Source organism: Vibrio pomeroyi (assembly GCF_024347595.1).
GTDB lineage: Bacteria > Pseudomonadota > Gammaproteobacteria > Enterobacterales > Vibrionaceae > Vibrio > Vibrio pomeroyi.
Genome location: NZ_AP025506.1, coordinates 2,224,135 through 2,239,355 on the forward strand (window position 1 = coordinate 2,224,135; position 15,221 = coordinate 2,239,355).

Annotated in this window: 12 protein-coding genes; 10 read left to right on the forward strand and 2 right to left on the reverse strand. The window is 45.7% G+C overall.

Going from position 1 to position 15,221, the window contains the following annotated elements; all coding sequences use genetic code 11:
* Positions 1 to 142: 142 nt before the first annotated feature.
* The 6 genes from hutC to OCV12_RS09760 all read left to right on the forward strand — a co-directional run bounded on the left by hutC (position 143) and on the right by OCV12_RS09760 (position 7,492).
* The gene (hutC, locus tag OCV12_RS09735) at positions 143 to 856 is read left to right on the forward strand and encodes a histidine utilization repressor (protein WP_261884533.1); all 714 of its coding nucleotides are present in this window, start codon (positions 143 to 145) and stop codon (positions 854 to 856) included.
* Positions 857 to 969: 113 nt separating this feature from the next.
* Positions 970 to 2,214 (forward strand): imidazolonepropionase, encoded by a 1,245-nt coding sequence (gene hutI, locus OCV12_RS09740; protein ID WP_261884534.1) that lies wholly within the window; start codon positions 970 to 972, stop codon positions 2,212 to 2,214.
* The gene (hutG, locus tag OCV12_RS09745; protein WP_261884535.1) at positions 2,201 to 3,229 is read left to right on the forward strand and encodes a formimidoylglutamase; all 1,029 of its coding nucleotides are present in this window, start codon (positions 2,201 to 2,203) and stop codon (positions 3,227 to 3,229) included. The genes hutI and hutG overlap by 14 nt, the downstream gene beginning before the upstream one ends.
* 84 nt (positions 3,230 to 3,313) lie before the next feature.
* Positions 3,314 to 5,008 carry a urocanate hydratase gene (gene hutU, locus OCV12_RS09750; protein ID WP_261884536.1) on the forward strand — a complete coding sequence of 565 codons (1,695 nt, stop codon included), beginning with the start codon at positions 3,314 to 3,316 and terminating at the stop codon, positions 5,006 to 5,008.
* 14 nt (positions 5,009 to 5,022) lie between these two features.
* A complete protein-coding gene (hutH, locus tag OCV12_RS09755; protein ID WP_261884537.1) occupies positions 5,023 to 6,555 on the forward strand; it encodes a histidine ammonia-lyase in 1,533 nt (510 codons plus the stop codon).
* Positions 6,556 to 6,766: 211 nt separating this feature from the next.
* Positions 6,767 to 7,492 (forward strand): DUF3581 domain-containing protein, encoded by a 726-nt coding sequence (locus tag OCV12_RS09760; RefSeq protein ID WP_261884538.1) that lies wholly within the window; start codon positions 6,767 to 6,769, stop codon positions 7,490 to 7,492.
* A gap of 147 nt (positions 7,493 to 7,639) precedes the next feature.
* Here OCV12_RS09760 and OCV12_RS09765 read toward each other — a convergent pair whose 3' ends face one another.
* Both OCV12_RS09765 and ydiJ read right to left on the reverse strand, forming a co-directional pair.
* Complete coding sequence (locus OCV12_RS09765; RefSeq protein ID WP_261884539.1) at positions 7,640 to 8,101, reverse strand: methyltransferase family protein; 462 nt, start codon at positions 8,099 to 8,101, stop codon at positions 7,640 to 7,642.
* Between the two features lie 67 nt (positions 8,102 to 8,168).
* A complete protein-coding gene (gene ydiJ / locus OCV12_RS09770) occupies positions 8,169 to 11,204 on the reverse strand; it encodes a D-2-hydroxyglutarate dehydrogenase YdiJ (protein ID WP_261884540.1) in 3,036 nt (1,011 codons plus the stop codon).
* A gap of 222 nt (positions 11,205 to 11,426) precedes the next feature.
* Here ydiJ and OCV12_RS09775 point away from each other — a divergent pair, with 222 nt between their 5' ends.
* The 4 genes from OCV12_RS09775 to OCV12_RS09790 all read left to right on the forward strand — a co-directional run bounded on the left by OCV12_RS09775 (position 11,427) and on the right by OCV12_RS09790 (position 15,061).
* Positions 11,427 to 12,110, forward strand: a complete 684-nt coding sequence (locus OCV12_RS09775) for a DUF3334 family protein (RefSeq protein WP_132763326.1) — start codon at positions 11,427 to 11,429, stop codon at positions 12,108 to 12,110.
* A gap of 209 nt (positions 12,111 to 12,319) precedes the next feature.
* Positions 12,320 to 13,009: a DUF2786 domain-containing protein gene (locus OCV12_RS09780; protein ID WP_132763329.1), complete on the forward strand. Its 690-nt coding sequence runs from the start codon at positions 12,320 to 12,322 to the stop codon at positions 13,007 to 13,009.
* A gap of 113 nt (positions 13,010 to 13,122) precedes the next feature.
* Entirely contained in the window at positions 13,123 to 13,788 is a 666-nt protein-coding gene (locus tag OCV12_RS09785; RefSeq protein WP_261884541.1) for an OmpA family protein, read from the forward strand.
* A 157-nt stretch (positions 13,789 to 13,945) separates the two neighbouring features.
* On the forward strand, positions 13,946 to 15,061 hold the full coding sequence (locus tag OCV12_RS09790; RefSeq protein WP_261884542.1) for a J domain-containing protein: 1,116 nt from the start codon (positions 13,946 to 13,948) through the stop codon (positions 15,059 to 15,061).
* The last annotated feature ends 160 nt before the right edge of the window (positions 15,062 to 15,221 follow it).

The window sequence follows — 15,221 nt, forward strand, 5'->3', positions numbered from 1 at the left end:
TTGCGTGACAATTTCCGACACTTGCCCCACAGAATCAAGCAATTTGCGCTATCAATGTTGAACAAGCTCACATCCTCTGAGGAAATGTTGAAATCATGAAAAAATCCGTTACTCTATTTGTATAGTCAAATAAGGTTTCATTATGTCGAAAGCGCCGCTCTACCTTCAGATAAAACAGTTCATAGACGACAAGATTAGCAATGGTCATTGGCCGGTGGGTTATCAAATTACCACCGAACTCGAACTCACAGAGCAGTTCAATGTGAGTCGAATGACGGTGAATAAAGCAATTCGAGATCTTGTGTCTGAAGGCAAGCTCATCAGGAAGCCAAGACTGGGCACTTTTGTGTGTGAGCCAGAGGAAAAAGCGCAATCTCCCCTACTTGATATCAACAACATCGCCCAAGAGATCAAAGACCGTGGCCAAACCTACACAAGCCAAGTGATCAAGCACGATAGTATCAAGGCTGATGAAAGCACCGCCACACGGTTAGGTGTGATGATCAATGCAGAAGTATTCTATAGTGAAATCATCCACTTTGCCGATAACACGCCGATACAACTGGAAGCGCGCTGGGTGAACTCTCAAGCTGCTCCAAACTATCTAGAGCAAGACTTTTCAACCTCAACGCCCAATGAATATCTTTCAAAAAGCTGCCCATTGAGTGCGATTGAACACACCGTCGAGGCCATCATTCCAGACTCTAATATCCGTCAGGCATTAAAACTAACGGAATCAGAACCTTGCTTGCTTCTCAATAGAAGAACATGGAGCAAGGAACGCCTTATCAGCTTTGCATTACTCTACCACCCTGGCTCTAAGTACAAATTAAGCTCTAAGATAGTTTTAGATTAAAGAATATCATCCTGATCGCCGATCACATTTTTGCAACATCAACTTGATTCGGGTCAGTATTTAGCCTATTTATTTGTATATACATTTATTGTTTAGCAAAGATCTAGGTGATTATGAATTTGATCCTCAAAAATGCACGAGTGGTTTCGATGAGCTCGGGAGCAGATGGTTATCAACCTTCTTCCCTTCAAGATATCGTTATCGAAAACGGTAAGATCGTATCTCTATCTCACTCAAGCGATGAGTCACTTCATTGTGAAACAGCGGATGTTAGCCGCTCTGTTGATCACATCATCTACGACTGCAAAAACAAGCTCGTTACCCCAGGGCTGATTGACTGCCACACTCACCTTGTATTTGCAGGCAATCGCGCCAATGAATTTGAACAACGTTTAAATGGTGTGTCTTACACCGACATCGCGAAAAAAGGCGGTGGTATTTTAGCAACGGTAACGGCGACTCGAGCAGCACAAGAAGCCGAGTTAGTTGAGATGGCGCTGACTAGATTAGACGGGCTTCTGAGAAGTGGCGTCACCAGCGTTGAAGTAAAGTCAGGCTACGGTTTAACGCTTGAAGACGAACTCAAGATGTTACGTGCTGCTAAAGCCTTAGAAAATCACCGTCGTATCAAGGTCACCACCACACTCCTTGCAGCACATGCTGTACCACCGGAATATAAAGAACAGCCAGAACGTTACATTGATCTGGTCTGCCAAGAGATCATCCCTAAAGCCGCAGAGCAAGGACTAGCCGATGCAGTCGACGTATTCTGTGAATCGATCGGCTTTAACCTAGAGCAAACCGAGCGTGTGTTTGCGGCTGCTAAAGAACATGGGCTAGCGATCAAAGGCCACACAGAGCAGCTTTCTAACATGGGCGGCAGCGCGCTTGCCGCGAAATACGGTGCTCTCTCTGTTGATCATGTTGAGTACCTAGATGAAACCGGAGTAAAAGCACTGGCGAAATCAGGCACAGTTGCAACATTACTGCCCGGTGCTTTCTACTTCTTGAAAGAGGCTCAACAGCCACCAATCGCCCTACTTCGCGAGCACAACATCCCAATGGCAATTGCGACCGACTTGAATCCCGGCACCTCACCTTTTGCTGATTTAACACTGATGATGAACATGAGCTGCACGTTATTTGGTACGACGCCTGAAGAAGCGTTGCGTGGTGTTACTTGCCATGCTGCAGCTGCCATTGGCGAATCGCAAGACAGGGGCAAAATTGAAGTCGCCTACGCTGCGGACTTGGCTATCTGGAATATCGAGCACCCTGCCGACTTAAGCTATCAAGTCGGTGTTCCCCACCTGCATAAACGCATTGTTAATGGCGAGGTATGTCATGACGCAATCTAAACCCAACAGCACTAACGCAACTACAGTCACCACCCACAACTTTGTGTGGACGGGACGCAATGATCTTGAAGATGGCGAACTCGGTACTCGCATTCATCACATTACCAAGCAAGTACAGAGTACTGATTTAAATGACGAACTTACTGACAACGCTGTTGCCTTGGTTGGTTTCGCCAGCGATGCTGGAGTGGCAAGAAATAAAGGACGTGTTGGCGCGAAACAAGCACCTAATTTGATTCGTCAAGCGTTGGCCAATATGGCTTGGCACAGTGATGCACATATTGCTGATCTTGGTGATGTTGAATGTAACGACAGTCAATTAGAAGTGAGCCAAAAACAGTGTGCTTCTGTGATTGCCAATGCGCTATCAACCAACAAAGTGATTACCCTTGGCGGTGGTCACGAAGTGGCTTGGGCGTCTTTCCAGGGCCTAGCTGAACATCTACATAAAGCTCAACCAGAGCGCAAGCCTAAGATAGGCATCGTTAATTTTGATGCTCACTTTGACCTTCGAGAATTCGAAAGCGACATCGCTGACGTTAAACCCAGTTCAGGTACACCATTTAATCAGATCAGCGATTACTGCCACACACATCAGTGGCCATTCCATTACGCTTGCCTAGGTGTGAGTGCCGCCAGCAATACCAAAGCACTGTTCAATAAAGCCGATCAACTCGGTGTGTGGTACGAACATGATCGCGATATCACCCAAGTAAACCAAATAGCTCAACTGGTTAAGTTGCAAAAATTCATCGCTGAGTGTGATTACCTCTACCTCACTATTGACCTTGACGTATTCCCTGCTGCGACTGCGCCAGGTGTCAGTGCCCCAGCAGCAAGAGGCGTTAGCTATGAAGCGCTCGCACCTTTTCTAGAACAGATTTTCAAACACAGTGAAAAACTCATTATCGCGGACATTGCGGAATACAACCCAGACTACGACGTCGACTGCCAAACGGCTCGATTAGCGGCGCGTTTGTGTTGGGATATAGCTTCAGCAATGGCCAGTGACTAATCCAGCTATACCGATAACTACAACTACAACTACAACTACAACTACAACTACAACTATATAACGTGAAACAGAAGGAATTCCAAAATGACGGAACACCACAACAGTGACCCTCGTCTCGACACGACTCGCGAAATTCGCGCACCTCATGGCACCACTTTGCGCGCTAAATCTTGGTTAACAGAAGCACCACTACGTATGCTGATGAACAACCTAGATCCTGATGTGGCAGAACACCCACATGCACTGGTTGTGTATGGTGGTATTGGTCGCGTCGCGCGTGATTGGAAATGTTATGACAAGATTGTAGAAGTATTAGAACGTTTAGAAGATGACCAAACGCTACTTGTCCAGTCAGGTAAACCTGTAGGCGTGTTCCCGACTCATAAAAACGCACCTCGCGTATTAATCGCTAACTCGAACCTTGTTCCACACTGGGCAAACTGGGAACACTTCAACGAGCTCGATAAAGAAGGCTTGATGATGTATGGCCAAATGACTGCAGGCAGCTGGATCTACATCGGATCACAAGGCATCGTTCAAGGTACTTACGAAACCTTTGTCGCTATCGCGAAGAAACACTTCCAAGGCGAAGCCAAAGGTAAATGGGTACTCACAGGTGGCCTTGGCGGCATGGGTGGCGCTCAGCCTCTTGCAGCTACCATGGCTGGCTTCTCAATGATTGCGGTTGAGTGTGATGAATCACGAATCGACTATCGCCTACGTACAGGTTATGTCGACAAGAAAGCCACCAGCTTAGATGAAGCGATGGCTATGATTAAAGAGTCAGACACACCTATTTCTGTTGGCCTACTTGGTAACGCTGCTGATGTGTTCCCTGAGTTAGTAGAGCGCAACATCACGCCAGATGTCGTGACTGACCAAACTTCTGCCCACGATCCTCTGAACGGCTACTTACCGCAAGGATGGACGATGGAGAAAGCCGCACAAGAGCGCACCATTGATGAAGCAAAAGTCGTAAAAGCGGCGAAGCAGTCCATGGCAATTCAAGTTCAAGCGATGCTAGACCTGCAATATCGCGGCGCTGCGACCGTAGATTACGGTAACAACATTCGCCAAATGGCATTGGAAGAAGGCGTAGAAAACGCGTTTGATTTCCCAGGTTTCGTTCCTGCTTATATTCGTCAACTGTTCTGTGAAGGCATCGGTCCATTCCGTTGGGCTGCACTGTCTGGTGACCCAGAAGACATCTACAAAACAGATCAAAAAGTAAAAGAACTGATTCCAGACAACCCACATCTGCACAACTGGCTAGACATGGCGCGTGAACGTATCCAGTTCCAAGGCTTACCGGCTCGTATCTGCTGGGTTGGCTTGAAAGACCGTGAACGTTTAGGTCAAGCATTCAATGAAATGGTGAAAAATGGCGAACTGAAAGCACCAGTAGTGATCGGTCGTGACCACCTAGATTCAGGTTCTGTTGCAAGCCCGAACCGCGAAACAGAAGGCATGATGGATGGATCAGATGCCGTATCAGATTGGCCTCTATTGAACGCACTACTAAACACAGCAGGCGGCGCAACATGGGTTTCTCTGCACCACGGTGGCGGCGTTGGTATGGGCTTCTCGCAACACTCAGGTATGGTGATTTGTTGTGACGGTTCTGAAGATGCATCACAACGTATTGCTCGCGTACTTCACAATGACCCAGCAACCGGCGTTATGCGTCATGCGGATGCGGGTTACGATATTGCCAAGCAGTGTGCGAAAGAACAACAGCTTGATTTACCTATGCTAAACGAAGAACTTCGTCGCCTTTAATGTCTGGAGAGAACATGTTGAATTTATTACTTAAACCAGGACTTCTAGGCCTATCTGAACTTCGCAAGATCAGTCGTAGCCCGGTGAACTTATCACTCGACCCTGCTGCAATCCCAGATATTGAAGCGAGCATGCAGGTTGTCGAACAAGTGATTGCTGAAGATCGTACTGTCTATGGCATCAACACAGGTTTTGGCTTGTTAGCAAACACCAAAATTGCGCCAGAAGATCTCGAAGTTCTACAAAAAAGTATCGTACTTTCTCACGCGGCAGGCATCGGCAAGTTCATGTCTGATGAGACTGTACGTTTGATGATGGTGCTGAAGATTAACAGCTTGTCTCGTGGCTACTCCGGTATCCGCCTCAAAGTAATTAATGCTCTTATCGATCTTGTGAACGCGCAGGTTTACCCATGTGTACCACAAAAAGGATCAGTTGGCGCATCTGGCGACCTTGCTCCCCTAGCCCACATGAGTACTGTTCTACTTGGTGAAGGCCAAGCACGACATAACGGCAAAATCATTACTGGTTTAGAAGCGATGAAGATCGCAGGGCTAGAGCCAATCACGCTCGCACCGAAAGAAGGTTTAGCGCTACTAAACGGCACACAAGCATCAACCGCATTTGCGTTAGAAGGTCTATTCGCAGCAGAAGATCTGTTTGCGTCTGCAACTGTCTGTGGCGCTATGTCTGTTGAAGCAGCACTCGGTAGTCGCCGCCCATTTGATCCTCGTATTCACCGCGTTCGTGGTCACCGTGGACAAATGGACGCTGCATTAGCTTACCGACATATGCTTGATCAAAAGAGTGAAATTGGTGAATCACACACTTGCTGTGAAAAGGTACAAGACCCGTATTCACTGCGTTGTCAGCCTCAAGTGATGGGCGCGTGTCTCCAGCAGATCCGTAACTCAGCAGAAACGCTAAACGTTGAAGCAAATTCGGTATCTGATAACCCGCTGGTTTTCGCTGACGATGGCGACATCATTTCAGGCGGTAACTTCCACGCAGAGCCTGTTGCAATGGCTGCCGATAATCTTGCATTAGCCATTGCCGAGATCGGTAGCTTGTCAGAGCGTCGAATGGCACTGCTGATTGATAGTGCACTAAGTAAACTTCCACCTTTCTTGGTCGATAATGGCGGTGTTAACTCAGGCTTTATGATCGCTCAGGTCACTTCAGCAGCGTTAGCAAGCGAGAACAAAACACTGGCTCACCCGGCTTCTGTAGACAGCTTGCCAACGTCCGCTAACCAAGAGGATCACGTTTCGATGGCAACCTTTGCGGGTCGTCGTCTTCGTAACATGGCAGAAAACACTCGTGGAATCTTGGCGGTCGAGTACCTAGCAGCAGCACAAGGACTAGACTTCCGAGCACCAAATCTGTCTTCTCCTCGAGTAGAAGAAGCAAAACAAATCCTGCGCGAGAAAGTCAGCTTCTACGACAAAGACCGTTACTTCTCACCTGATATCGAGCAAGCAAACCTACTGCTCAAGTTATCAGTGCATAACCATCTAATGCCAGAAGGCCTACTATGTAGCTTCTAAGGTTTGGCGAAATAGCACGTCATATAAACAGGGGCTATTGATTGGCCCCTGTTGCATTGAACTCAAGCCCTTACTCCCCTCAAAATCGTCACATACCATCCAACGTATTTATCTAATCGACTGATATATAAGCAAAGTTAACTGGATAGACCATTAGAACGAAGTTAGTTAGCTATAATCCACCCCAGATTTGATGACTAATAGCGATACTATGTTTCTGACACCTTACTTTTCTACTGAAGACAATCAATTTCAATTCACTCGTGAACAAGCTAGCCACTTTGCTAAAAAAGTAGCTGCTGACTTCAACCCTATTCACGATGAAGACAACAAGCGCTTCTGCGTGCCTGGCGATCTTTTGTTTGCAGTTCTCCTGCAAAAAGAAGGCATCAGCCAAAAAATGCGTTTTGATTTTTCAGGTATGGTTGGTAACGGTATTGCACTAAGCGTTGATAACAAGTGTCAAAAAGAAAACTCACTGGTTGACGAGAAAGGCAAAGAGTACCTACACATGTCTTGTGAAGGTGAGAAAAGCCACGATCAAGCATTCATCGAACACGTAGTAACAAACTACGTTAAGTTCTCTGGCATGAACTTCCCACACATCATGGTTCCTCTTATGGAAGAACAACAAATGATGATAAACTGCCAACGCCCTCTTGTGATTTACGAGAGCATGGAAGTTGAATTTACTCGCCTAGACCTGTCTCACCCTGAAGTTGAATTCTCTGGTGCGACTTTTGACGTTGAAGGTAAGCGCGGCATCGTCACCCTGAACTTCGATTTCAAAGAAGATGGCGAAGTAGTAGGTAAAGGTGTGAAGCGCATGGTAGCAAGCGGCCTTAAGCCATACGACCAAGCTTCTGTAGACGACCTAGTAAACCGCTTCAACGAACGCAAAGAGATGTTTCTAGCTCAGTTCGCAGCTGCTGCTTAATAGACACTCTTATTTACACCACTTAATGTAAATAGCTCTAGGACAAGATCAATAAAGCCCAGCTTGATACCCTCAAGCTGGGCTTTTTAGTTTGTAGTTTTTAGTTGTGACTACACTAAACCACTCAAACCAGTACTCAGATAGGCACTAAATCCAACGCCTAACCTTTTGTTTGTAATCAACATATTCAGCGCCGAACAATTGCTCTAGAGCACGCTCTTCTGGTTTGATTTGGAATTGATTCATATAAATAACGAACACAAAGCTGAGTAAGATACTGAAGATGTTTTGAAAGTAGTAGCCAACGCAGAATAGTAAAATGAATAGCCCTAAATACATTGGGTTTCGGGTGTAACCGAAGATGCCGCTGTCCACAACTGCCGAGGCGGTTTCGACTTTGATCGGGTTAACGGTGGTTTTCCGTTTTCGAAACTCCCAGATACCTGATAATCCGACCACGCCACTCAATGCGATACCAATACCTAAAACGACTGGCTTAAAAGGCAATACTATTGCCGCCGTACTTAGTTGTTGAGCACAGAAATAAGACGCAACTATTACCAATATAAACAGAGCAACCGGTGGTACTTTTAACTCAAGAAATCTCATAGCTTTCCTTATTAACAATTCCATTGTTAGTTTAGAAAAAAGCCCAGCAATTGCTGGGCTAAATAGTTTATAGAATTTTTGCGAGCGCCTGTAATGGATGGGCAAGCTTCTCACCCTCAAAACGCTTCACTTGGCTTCGGCAGGAATAACCCGTCACTAAGCAACGCTCTTTCGGCAAGTCCTGCATCCTTGGCTTCCAACTTAAACCGTATATGTCTTTCGACATTTGTAGCTTATCGACTTCGTGTCCAAAGGTACCCGCCATGCCACAACAGCCGACAGGAACGCTGGTAAGTGCAGCACCAAAGTGTTTGAAGATAACACCCCACTCTTTTTCAGCGTTTGGCATCTTGGTTTTCTCGGTACAGTGAGCGAATAAGTACCACATCTCTTCGCTTGCAGAACGCGCTTCAAAGTCACCGAGCGATGGCATTAACCATTCATGCACGGTGAGCACATCAAAGTCGCCACGCTTATCCGCTAAGATCTCGACGTACTCATCTCGGTAACAAAGCACAAGTGCAGGGTCGACACCCACTAAAGGAATACCGATATCAGCGACCATCGACAAGAAATCAGACGTCGATTTAGCCTCACGTGCAAAACGGCTTAAGAAGCCTTTGATGTGCAGTGCTTTACCATTTGGCTTAAATGGCAGTAAGACCGGAGTTTTGCCAAGCTTTTGAGCCAGAGTGACAAAGTCTTCAACCACCTCGGCATCATAGAAGCTAGTAAACGGGTCTTGGACGATCAATACATGCTGCTTCTTCTCTTCCGAAGAAAGCCCTTCAAGATATTGAATATCGAACAGTTGCAGCTCTTTGCTCGCCAGACGATTTTTCAGCGTAGGTACTGACATCAACGGTGCATCGACATAACCGACGGTTTTCGCTGTTGCAGATTGAACCCACTTTTGACCCAATGCAGCATTAACGACTTTTGGCGCTTTCGCCATTAGGGGCAGCATGGTTTCAATGTTTGCCACCAAGTAATCTTTTGCTGGGCGTTGGTAACGTGAGTAATAGATATTTAAGAATCGTGAACGGAAACTCGGCACATCAACTTTGATCGGACACTGGCTCGCACACGCTTTACATGCAAGACAACCGTTCATTGCTTCGTGCACTTCGTGTGAGAAGTCGTACTCATGGCGTTTGTTCATCGTGTTACGAACACGTTCCACCATGGTTTTGACTGGTGTATTGTCCTTCAGCGCTTCTTGCTCTAAATCGAGAATATCGACGCCTTGTTCAGTTAGTTGACGTAACCATTCTCTTACTAAGCCTGCACGGCCTTTTGGAGAATGACGACGGTCAGCGGTCACTTTCATTGAAGGACACATTGGCGAGCTCGTATCGTAGTTAAAGCACAAACCGTTGCCGTTACATTCCATTGCTTGCTTAAAGCTGTCACGGACTTGAACGTCGATCTGACGATCATAGAAACCGCGCTTGGTGTCGGTGACTTTCACCAATTCAGCGTCGCTTTCTAAAGGCGTGCAGATCTTGCCTGGGTTCATCTTGTTGTGTGGGTCGAATGCCGCTTTAACGCGTCTTAATTCGGTAAATAGCTCTTCACCGAAGAAGTCTGGACCATACTCAGAGCGAAAGCCTTTACCATGTTCGCCCCACATTAAGCCGCCGTATTTCGCCACCAGCTTAACCACTTCATCAGAGACTTCGTGCATCAAGGCTTCTTGCATAGGATCACACAAGTCTAGGGCTGGGCGAACGTGCAGTACGCCTGCATCAACGTGACCAAACATGCCGTAGTTCAACTCTTTTGAATCAAGTAAAACTCTGAATTCAGAGATGAAATCCGCCAAGTTTTCAGGTGGTACACAGGTATCTTCAGCAAAAGCGACAGGCTTAGCTCGGCCTTTCGCCGCACCTAATAGACCTACCGCTTTCTTGCGCATGTTGTAGATTCGGCCAATACTCGCCAAATCGCTACACACTTGGAAGCCAATCACGCCTGCTTCTTCGCTTTCAACCATGGTTTCAAGGCGTGCTGTCAGCGCTTGAACTTGTTGTTCAACTTCCGCTTCATCTTGGCCTGCAAACTCAACCATGTTGATGCCAAGCATTTCTTTGTTTGGAACATCAGTCAGCAAATCGCTCACGGTGTGCCAAACAATGTCTTGCTTCGCGAGGTTCAATACTCTTGAATCTACCGTTTCAACAGACAGTGCTTTCGCTTCAACCATGAACGGCGCATTGCGCAGCGCAGAGTCAAACGTATTGTATTTCACGTTAACCAGTGTGCGCGCTTTTGGAATCGGCGTTAGGTTGAGCTTTGCTTCTGTAATGAATGCTAAAGAACCTTCTGCACCACATAGGACACGAGTCAGGTCAAAGCTGTCATCTTGTTCATTGATTGCATTCTTTAGATCGTAACCTGTTAAGAAGCGGTTCAACGGAGGGAATTTATCTAAGATTTGAGCACGCTTGTCACGACAAACAGCCTCAGTTACCGCAAGTGCATGGTGAGCAAATTCACCTTCATCAGGCAAGCCATGTGATAAATCAGATTCTAGACATGAACCGTCTGCGAAGACCGCTTGCAGCGACAACACGTGATCAGACGTTTTGCCGTACTTCAATGACCCTTGGCCAGAAGCATCGGTGTTTATCATGCCACCCAAGGTTGCTCGGTTACTGGTTGATAGATCAGGAGAGAAAAAGTAACCATAAGGGCGAACTGCATCGTTCAATTGGTCTTTAACGACACCAGACTGAACTCTTACCCAGCCTTCTTTCTCGTTAATCTCAAGAACCTTATTCATGTAGCGTGATAGGTCAACCACAACACCTTTTGTTAAGGATTGTCCGTTGGTTCCGGTACCACCACCACGAGGGGAAAAAGTCACGCGTTCGTAAGCAGATTTAGAACCCACTTTGCCGAGCAGTACAACGTCTTGAGTTGTTTTAGGAAGGATGACCGCCTGCGGTAATTGCTGATAGACGCTGTTATCAGTCGCCACAGCCAAACGGCTAGAATATTGAGATTCAATGTCGCCAGTAAAGCCCGCTGTTTTTAGTTCATCTAAAAAGCGTACGACAACTGGATCGACATCAGCATTGAGTTGAAGTCTTGGTAACATTTGCTTCCTGCCCCTACTTCGCTGATCCTATCAGCATTGGGTTATCTGAGATTTTTAATAATTTTCTTTGAATTTCGTCACTTTACTACTATTAAGATCATATAAAAAGGTGATCAAATCAGAATCTCAGTGCAAGAATGGAGAAATAGTCACTTTCGTCTTAATTCGGTAGTAATATACTGAATAACATTTTGTTTAAGACATCTCCATGAGCACATCACAATGAAAAAAAACAAAACAGTCACAACTGAAGATATTCTTCTTAAGCTATGCCAATCAGTCTCAAGCGTACTCACTTCAGCGACGGCTTCTCAGGTGTCCTATTCAGCCATGGTTCAAAAGATCAACAAGACGAGTCTGAAGCCAGATTTCGGTTGTTTCGTTCTTTTTGACGGCGGTTTTTCTGGTCTTGTTGTTATCAATTTTACGTCGAAAGCAGCACTAGAGATCTATACCAATTACATGCGTAACATGGGCATGCCTGAAAATGAGCTAGCCGTGCTGCATACGTCAGATGAAGTGGGCGATGTATTAGGCGAATTGATGAACCAACTGGTGGGTGATTTCACCAATAAAATCCGTAAAGAGCTACAAACCAACATCACTCAAAACCAACCGAAGATGCTAGCACTGAACAAGCAAGTAAACCTTTCTGTTGATACCAATCTCGATCGCCCACAAGCTCGTCGTGTTACCTTCTCGACTCAAAACAACAACATCTTCTACCTCGAGCTTGCTATGGATAAGACAGAATTCATCCAATTGGAAGAATTTGAAATTGCAGAAGACGAGTGTCCAGATAGCATCCTAGAAGCGACTCAGAAAAAAATGCAGGAAGAGAACAAACCAGCACAAAGCTCAGGCAACGATTCAGCAGCAGATCTGCTCGATGAACTGGGTATCTAGTTTGCGAATGCTCTAGTCATTCTAAAAAACTGTGTCACTAACGCCATCTATCTTCTTGATGGCGTTTTTGTTTATGTAACCAAGCTGCCTTTTACTTTCCTATCTTAACCGCCTCACTTGTGCCTCAAACGAGTTTTGCCTTTCTGTTACCAGCGAAAACATGTAAAATGTCGGACTTTTAAAAATTTGCGGTAATGATTAAGTAGTCGATGGATAAGAAAAAAGCCCTAAAGAAAATTGCCAAGTGTCTTGAGCTTGGAAATTCTGCGAACGTCAATGAAGCTGCCAATGCGATAAAAATGGCGCATAACTTGATGCTGAAATATGGTCTCGAAAAAGACGATATTGAATTTATCAAGATGGGGAAAACTCAATCCACTCACCTGTTACCTGCAAATATCAGTTCTACACTGCTGCGTGTTATTCGCGGTATCAACACCAAGTTTGGCGTAGAAGCCGTATTGCTAAACCACAAAGGCCTCAAGCGTGTTGAGTTCATTGGTGAAGCCGATCGCGCAATCTTCGCTGCCTTCGCTTTCGATATCATTTATCGTGAACTGAATGAGCACACTGGCCAATTCAGAAATAGCTTTGCTGGTTCAGGTACAGGTTCTTTAGAAGTGACACGTCGTGTGAACTCGTTTGTTTCAGGCTGGGTTGAAGGTGCGCTTGAGAAGCTGCCGACTATTACTCCAGATGACGAGTCGAACAACAAGATCAATAACTACATTGATAAAGAATTCAAAAATATCGACCGCGAAACCTTCAAACAACAACTCAGAGAAGCGATGAAAAATCTTACCGCCGATTATGAAGTTGGCCTGAAGAAAGGTCGTAAATTGTCTGTTAATCGACCAGTTGCCGGCGCCCAGGCAGCTAAAAAGATAACTAAATCATAGAGCCGCTTTACATTGCTTCAACGTATTGATAAAAACCATCAATAAGATTTACAGGACTATGTTTGTCATTCGAATTCATTTGTTTGACAGAAGTACATGATGGAGAAAATACGTTGAAAAAAATCACACTAGCCCTAGCGCTTGCTATCGCTTTAACGGGTTGTCAGGCAACTCAACGCCAAAACGCAACAACTGGCGAATCTGAGACGAACTCTGCAACTCAAGGCGCTCTAATTGGTGCACTTGCTGGTGCCGTTGCTGGTGCTGCTACCGGTGACTCTAAAGACCGTGGTAAACGTGCACTTATTGGTGCAGCAGGCGGTGCGGCTGTTGGCGGTGGTATTGGTTACTACTTTGACCGACAAGAAGCAGCACTTCGTGAAGAGCTAATGAACTCTGGCGTTCAAGTAGAACGTGTTGGTGAGAATCAACTTCTACTTCGCCTAGAAAACGGCATCGGCTTTGATTCTGGTTCTTACGCTTTGGAATCAAGCATTCACAACACACTTCGCGGCGTTGCGCGTATCCTGGTTGAATACCCAGACACAAGCCTAGTGATCGAAGGTCACACGGACAGCACTGGCAGTGAGTCGACTAACCAAATCCTTTCTGAGCGTCGTGCTGAATCTGTTCGTGCATTCTTGATCTCTCAAGATGTAGCAGCAGGTCGTGCTATTGCTCGTGGTAATGGTGAACGTTACCCTCTATGTGATAACAACACGTCTCAAGGTCGTGCTTGTAACCGTCGCGTAGAAATTCAAATCTTGCCGCTTAAGTAGCACGATTAAAGCCCAGTCGCCTTTATCTATTGAATTAACCACTATATAGTTGTTTGTCAGTTGTCGCGCTTGTCTCAAACGTTACAACCTAATTAACAGCCACATAGCATATTCATATTGATATATCGGCACTGGGCTTTTTTACGAGACTTATCTTTTGCTTATCCTATCCAACTTTCTGTCATCATCGCCTCTAAGAACTCTGCTTCTTACCTTCATCTTTGCCACGATACAGCTGTTCTCGACACATTTGGTTCATGCAGAAAGTAGCCCTCAGCAGCCACTAGATTCACAACCTCAAGACCCTGCCTCTCAATACCAATTGGCGCAAGCGTATGAATTGGGAACCGATGTGCCTAAAAATATCGACGACGCATTCTATTGGTACTCGCAATCTGCAGACAATGGCAATGCAGCTGCGCAATTTAAACTCGGCGAGTGGTACTTGGCAGGTACAAGTGTCGAGCAAGACAACAAACAAGCCTTAGAGTGGTTCATCAAAGCAGCACTGCAAGGCAACAAGCAAGCGCCTCTAGAAGTCGCCAAGATCTACGAATCCTCGCTTGATAAGGAGCTCCTTCAACCACTAGACGAGGCGCAACTATGGTATGAAGCCGCTTTAAAAGACAACCCGCATGGAGAAGATGGCTACAACCGTATTCTAGAAGCACAATTCAACCAGCAACGTGCCAAGCAGATCTCTTCAATAGAACAGCTCGATGACAGCATCGACTCTGAAATAGACAGCAGTCAGGGGTTACCTCAGCAAGTGCAATCTAGCCAAATTCAATCTGACCAAATGCTATCTGACCCAGCGACACGCTCTAACCTCTCCAGTTCTAACCTAACCAGCTCTGACTATATGATTGGTGCTGCGTTGGCCTTACTGATTGCGATCGTGAGTATCAGCGCGACTCTGGTGATCTCGCGAAAGAGACAGGTGCTCAAGTCTGGCGAATTGAATCAGCAACAACAGACGCTTGAAGCGCAGCTTAGCTCGAAGGATTTCACCATTAAGCAGCAAAAGCGTCAGCTTCAAACCATTTATCACGAATTGAAGAAGCAGAAAAACAGCAAAAGCCTAAATCAATTACAAGTGGCTTGTGCTCTTTTTGGGTACACACCGAGTTCAATCCCTGACCAAAAAAGCATCAAAGTTCGATACAAACAACTCTCGAAAATTTATCATCCTGATGGTCATGGATGTGACGAAGAAATGAAACGTTTGAACAATGCGCTAAAAACCATTTTACAAAGTGTTACAAAATCGTAAACAAGCACACACCTTTGGCTTTCCAATTCACGGAGATATCGATTTTATTGGTGTTGCAATCGATCACCTTCTCAAAAACGGGTAACAAACTATTAACTAATGGGTCTTACTTGTGTCATAATTTGCGCCGAAAATACACCTGACATATACAGGTGAGGAG

Excerpts from the sequence above, each read along its gene's own strand:
- OCV12_RS09775 (WP_132763326.1), top strand. The coding sequence starts at position 11,427 with ATGAAAAAAAACAAAACAGTCACAACTGAAGATATTCTTCTTAAGCTA.
- hutU (WP_261884536.1), top strand. The coding sequence starts at position 3,314 with ATGACGGAACACCACAACAGTGACCCTCGTCTCGACACGACTCGCGAA.
- ydiJ (WP_261884540.1), bottom strand. The coding sequence starts at position 11,204 with ATGTTACCAAGACTTCAACTCAATGCTGATGTCGATCCAGTTGTCGTA.
- OCV12_RS09760 (WP_261884538.1), top strand. The coding sequence starts at position 6,767 with ATGTTTCTGACACCTTACTTTTCTACTGAAGACAATCAATTTCAATTC.
- hutC (WP_261884533.1), top strand. The coding sequence starts at position 143 with ATGTCGAAAGCGCCGCTCTACCTTCAGATAAAACAGTTCATAGACGAC.
- OCV12_RS09765 (WP_261884539.1), bottom strand. The coding sequence starts at position 8,101 with ATGAGATTTCTTGAGTTAAAAGTACCACCGGTTGCTCTGTTTATATTG.
- hutG (WP_261884535.1), top strand. The coding sequence starts at position 2,201 with ATGACGCAATCTAAACCCAACAGCACTAACGCAACTACAGTCACCACC.
- hutH (WP_261884537.1), top strand. The coding sequence starts at position 5,023 with ATGTTGAATTTATTACTTAAACCAGGACTTCTAGGCCTATCTGAACTT.
- hutI (WP_261884534.1), top strand. The coding sequence starts at position 970 with ATGAATTTGATCCTCAAAAATGCACGAGTGGTTTCGATGAGCTCGGGA.
- OCV12_RS09780 (WP_132763329.1), top strand. The coding sequence starts at position 12,320 with ATGGATAAGAAAAAAGCCCTAAAGAAAATTGCCAAGTGTCTTGAGCTT.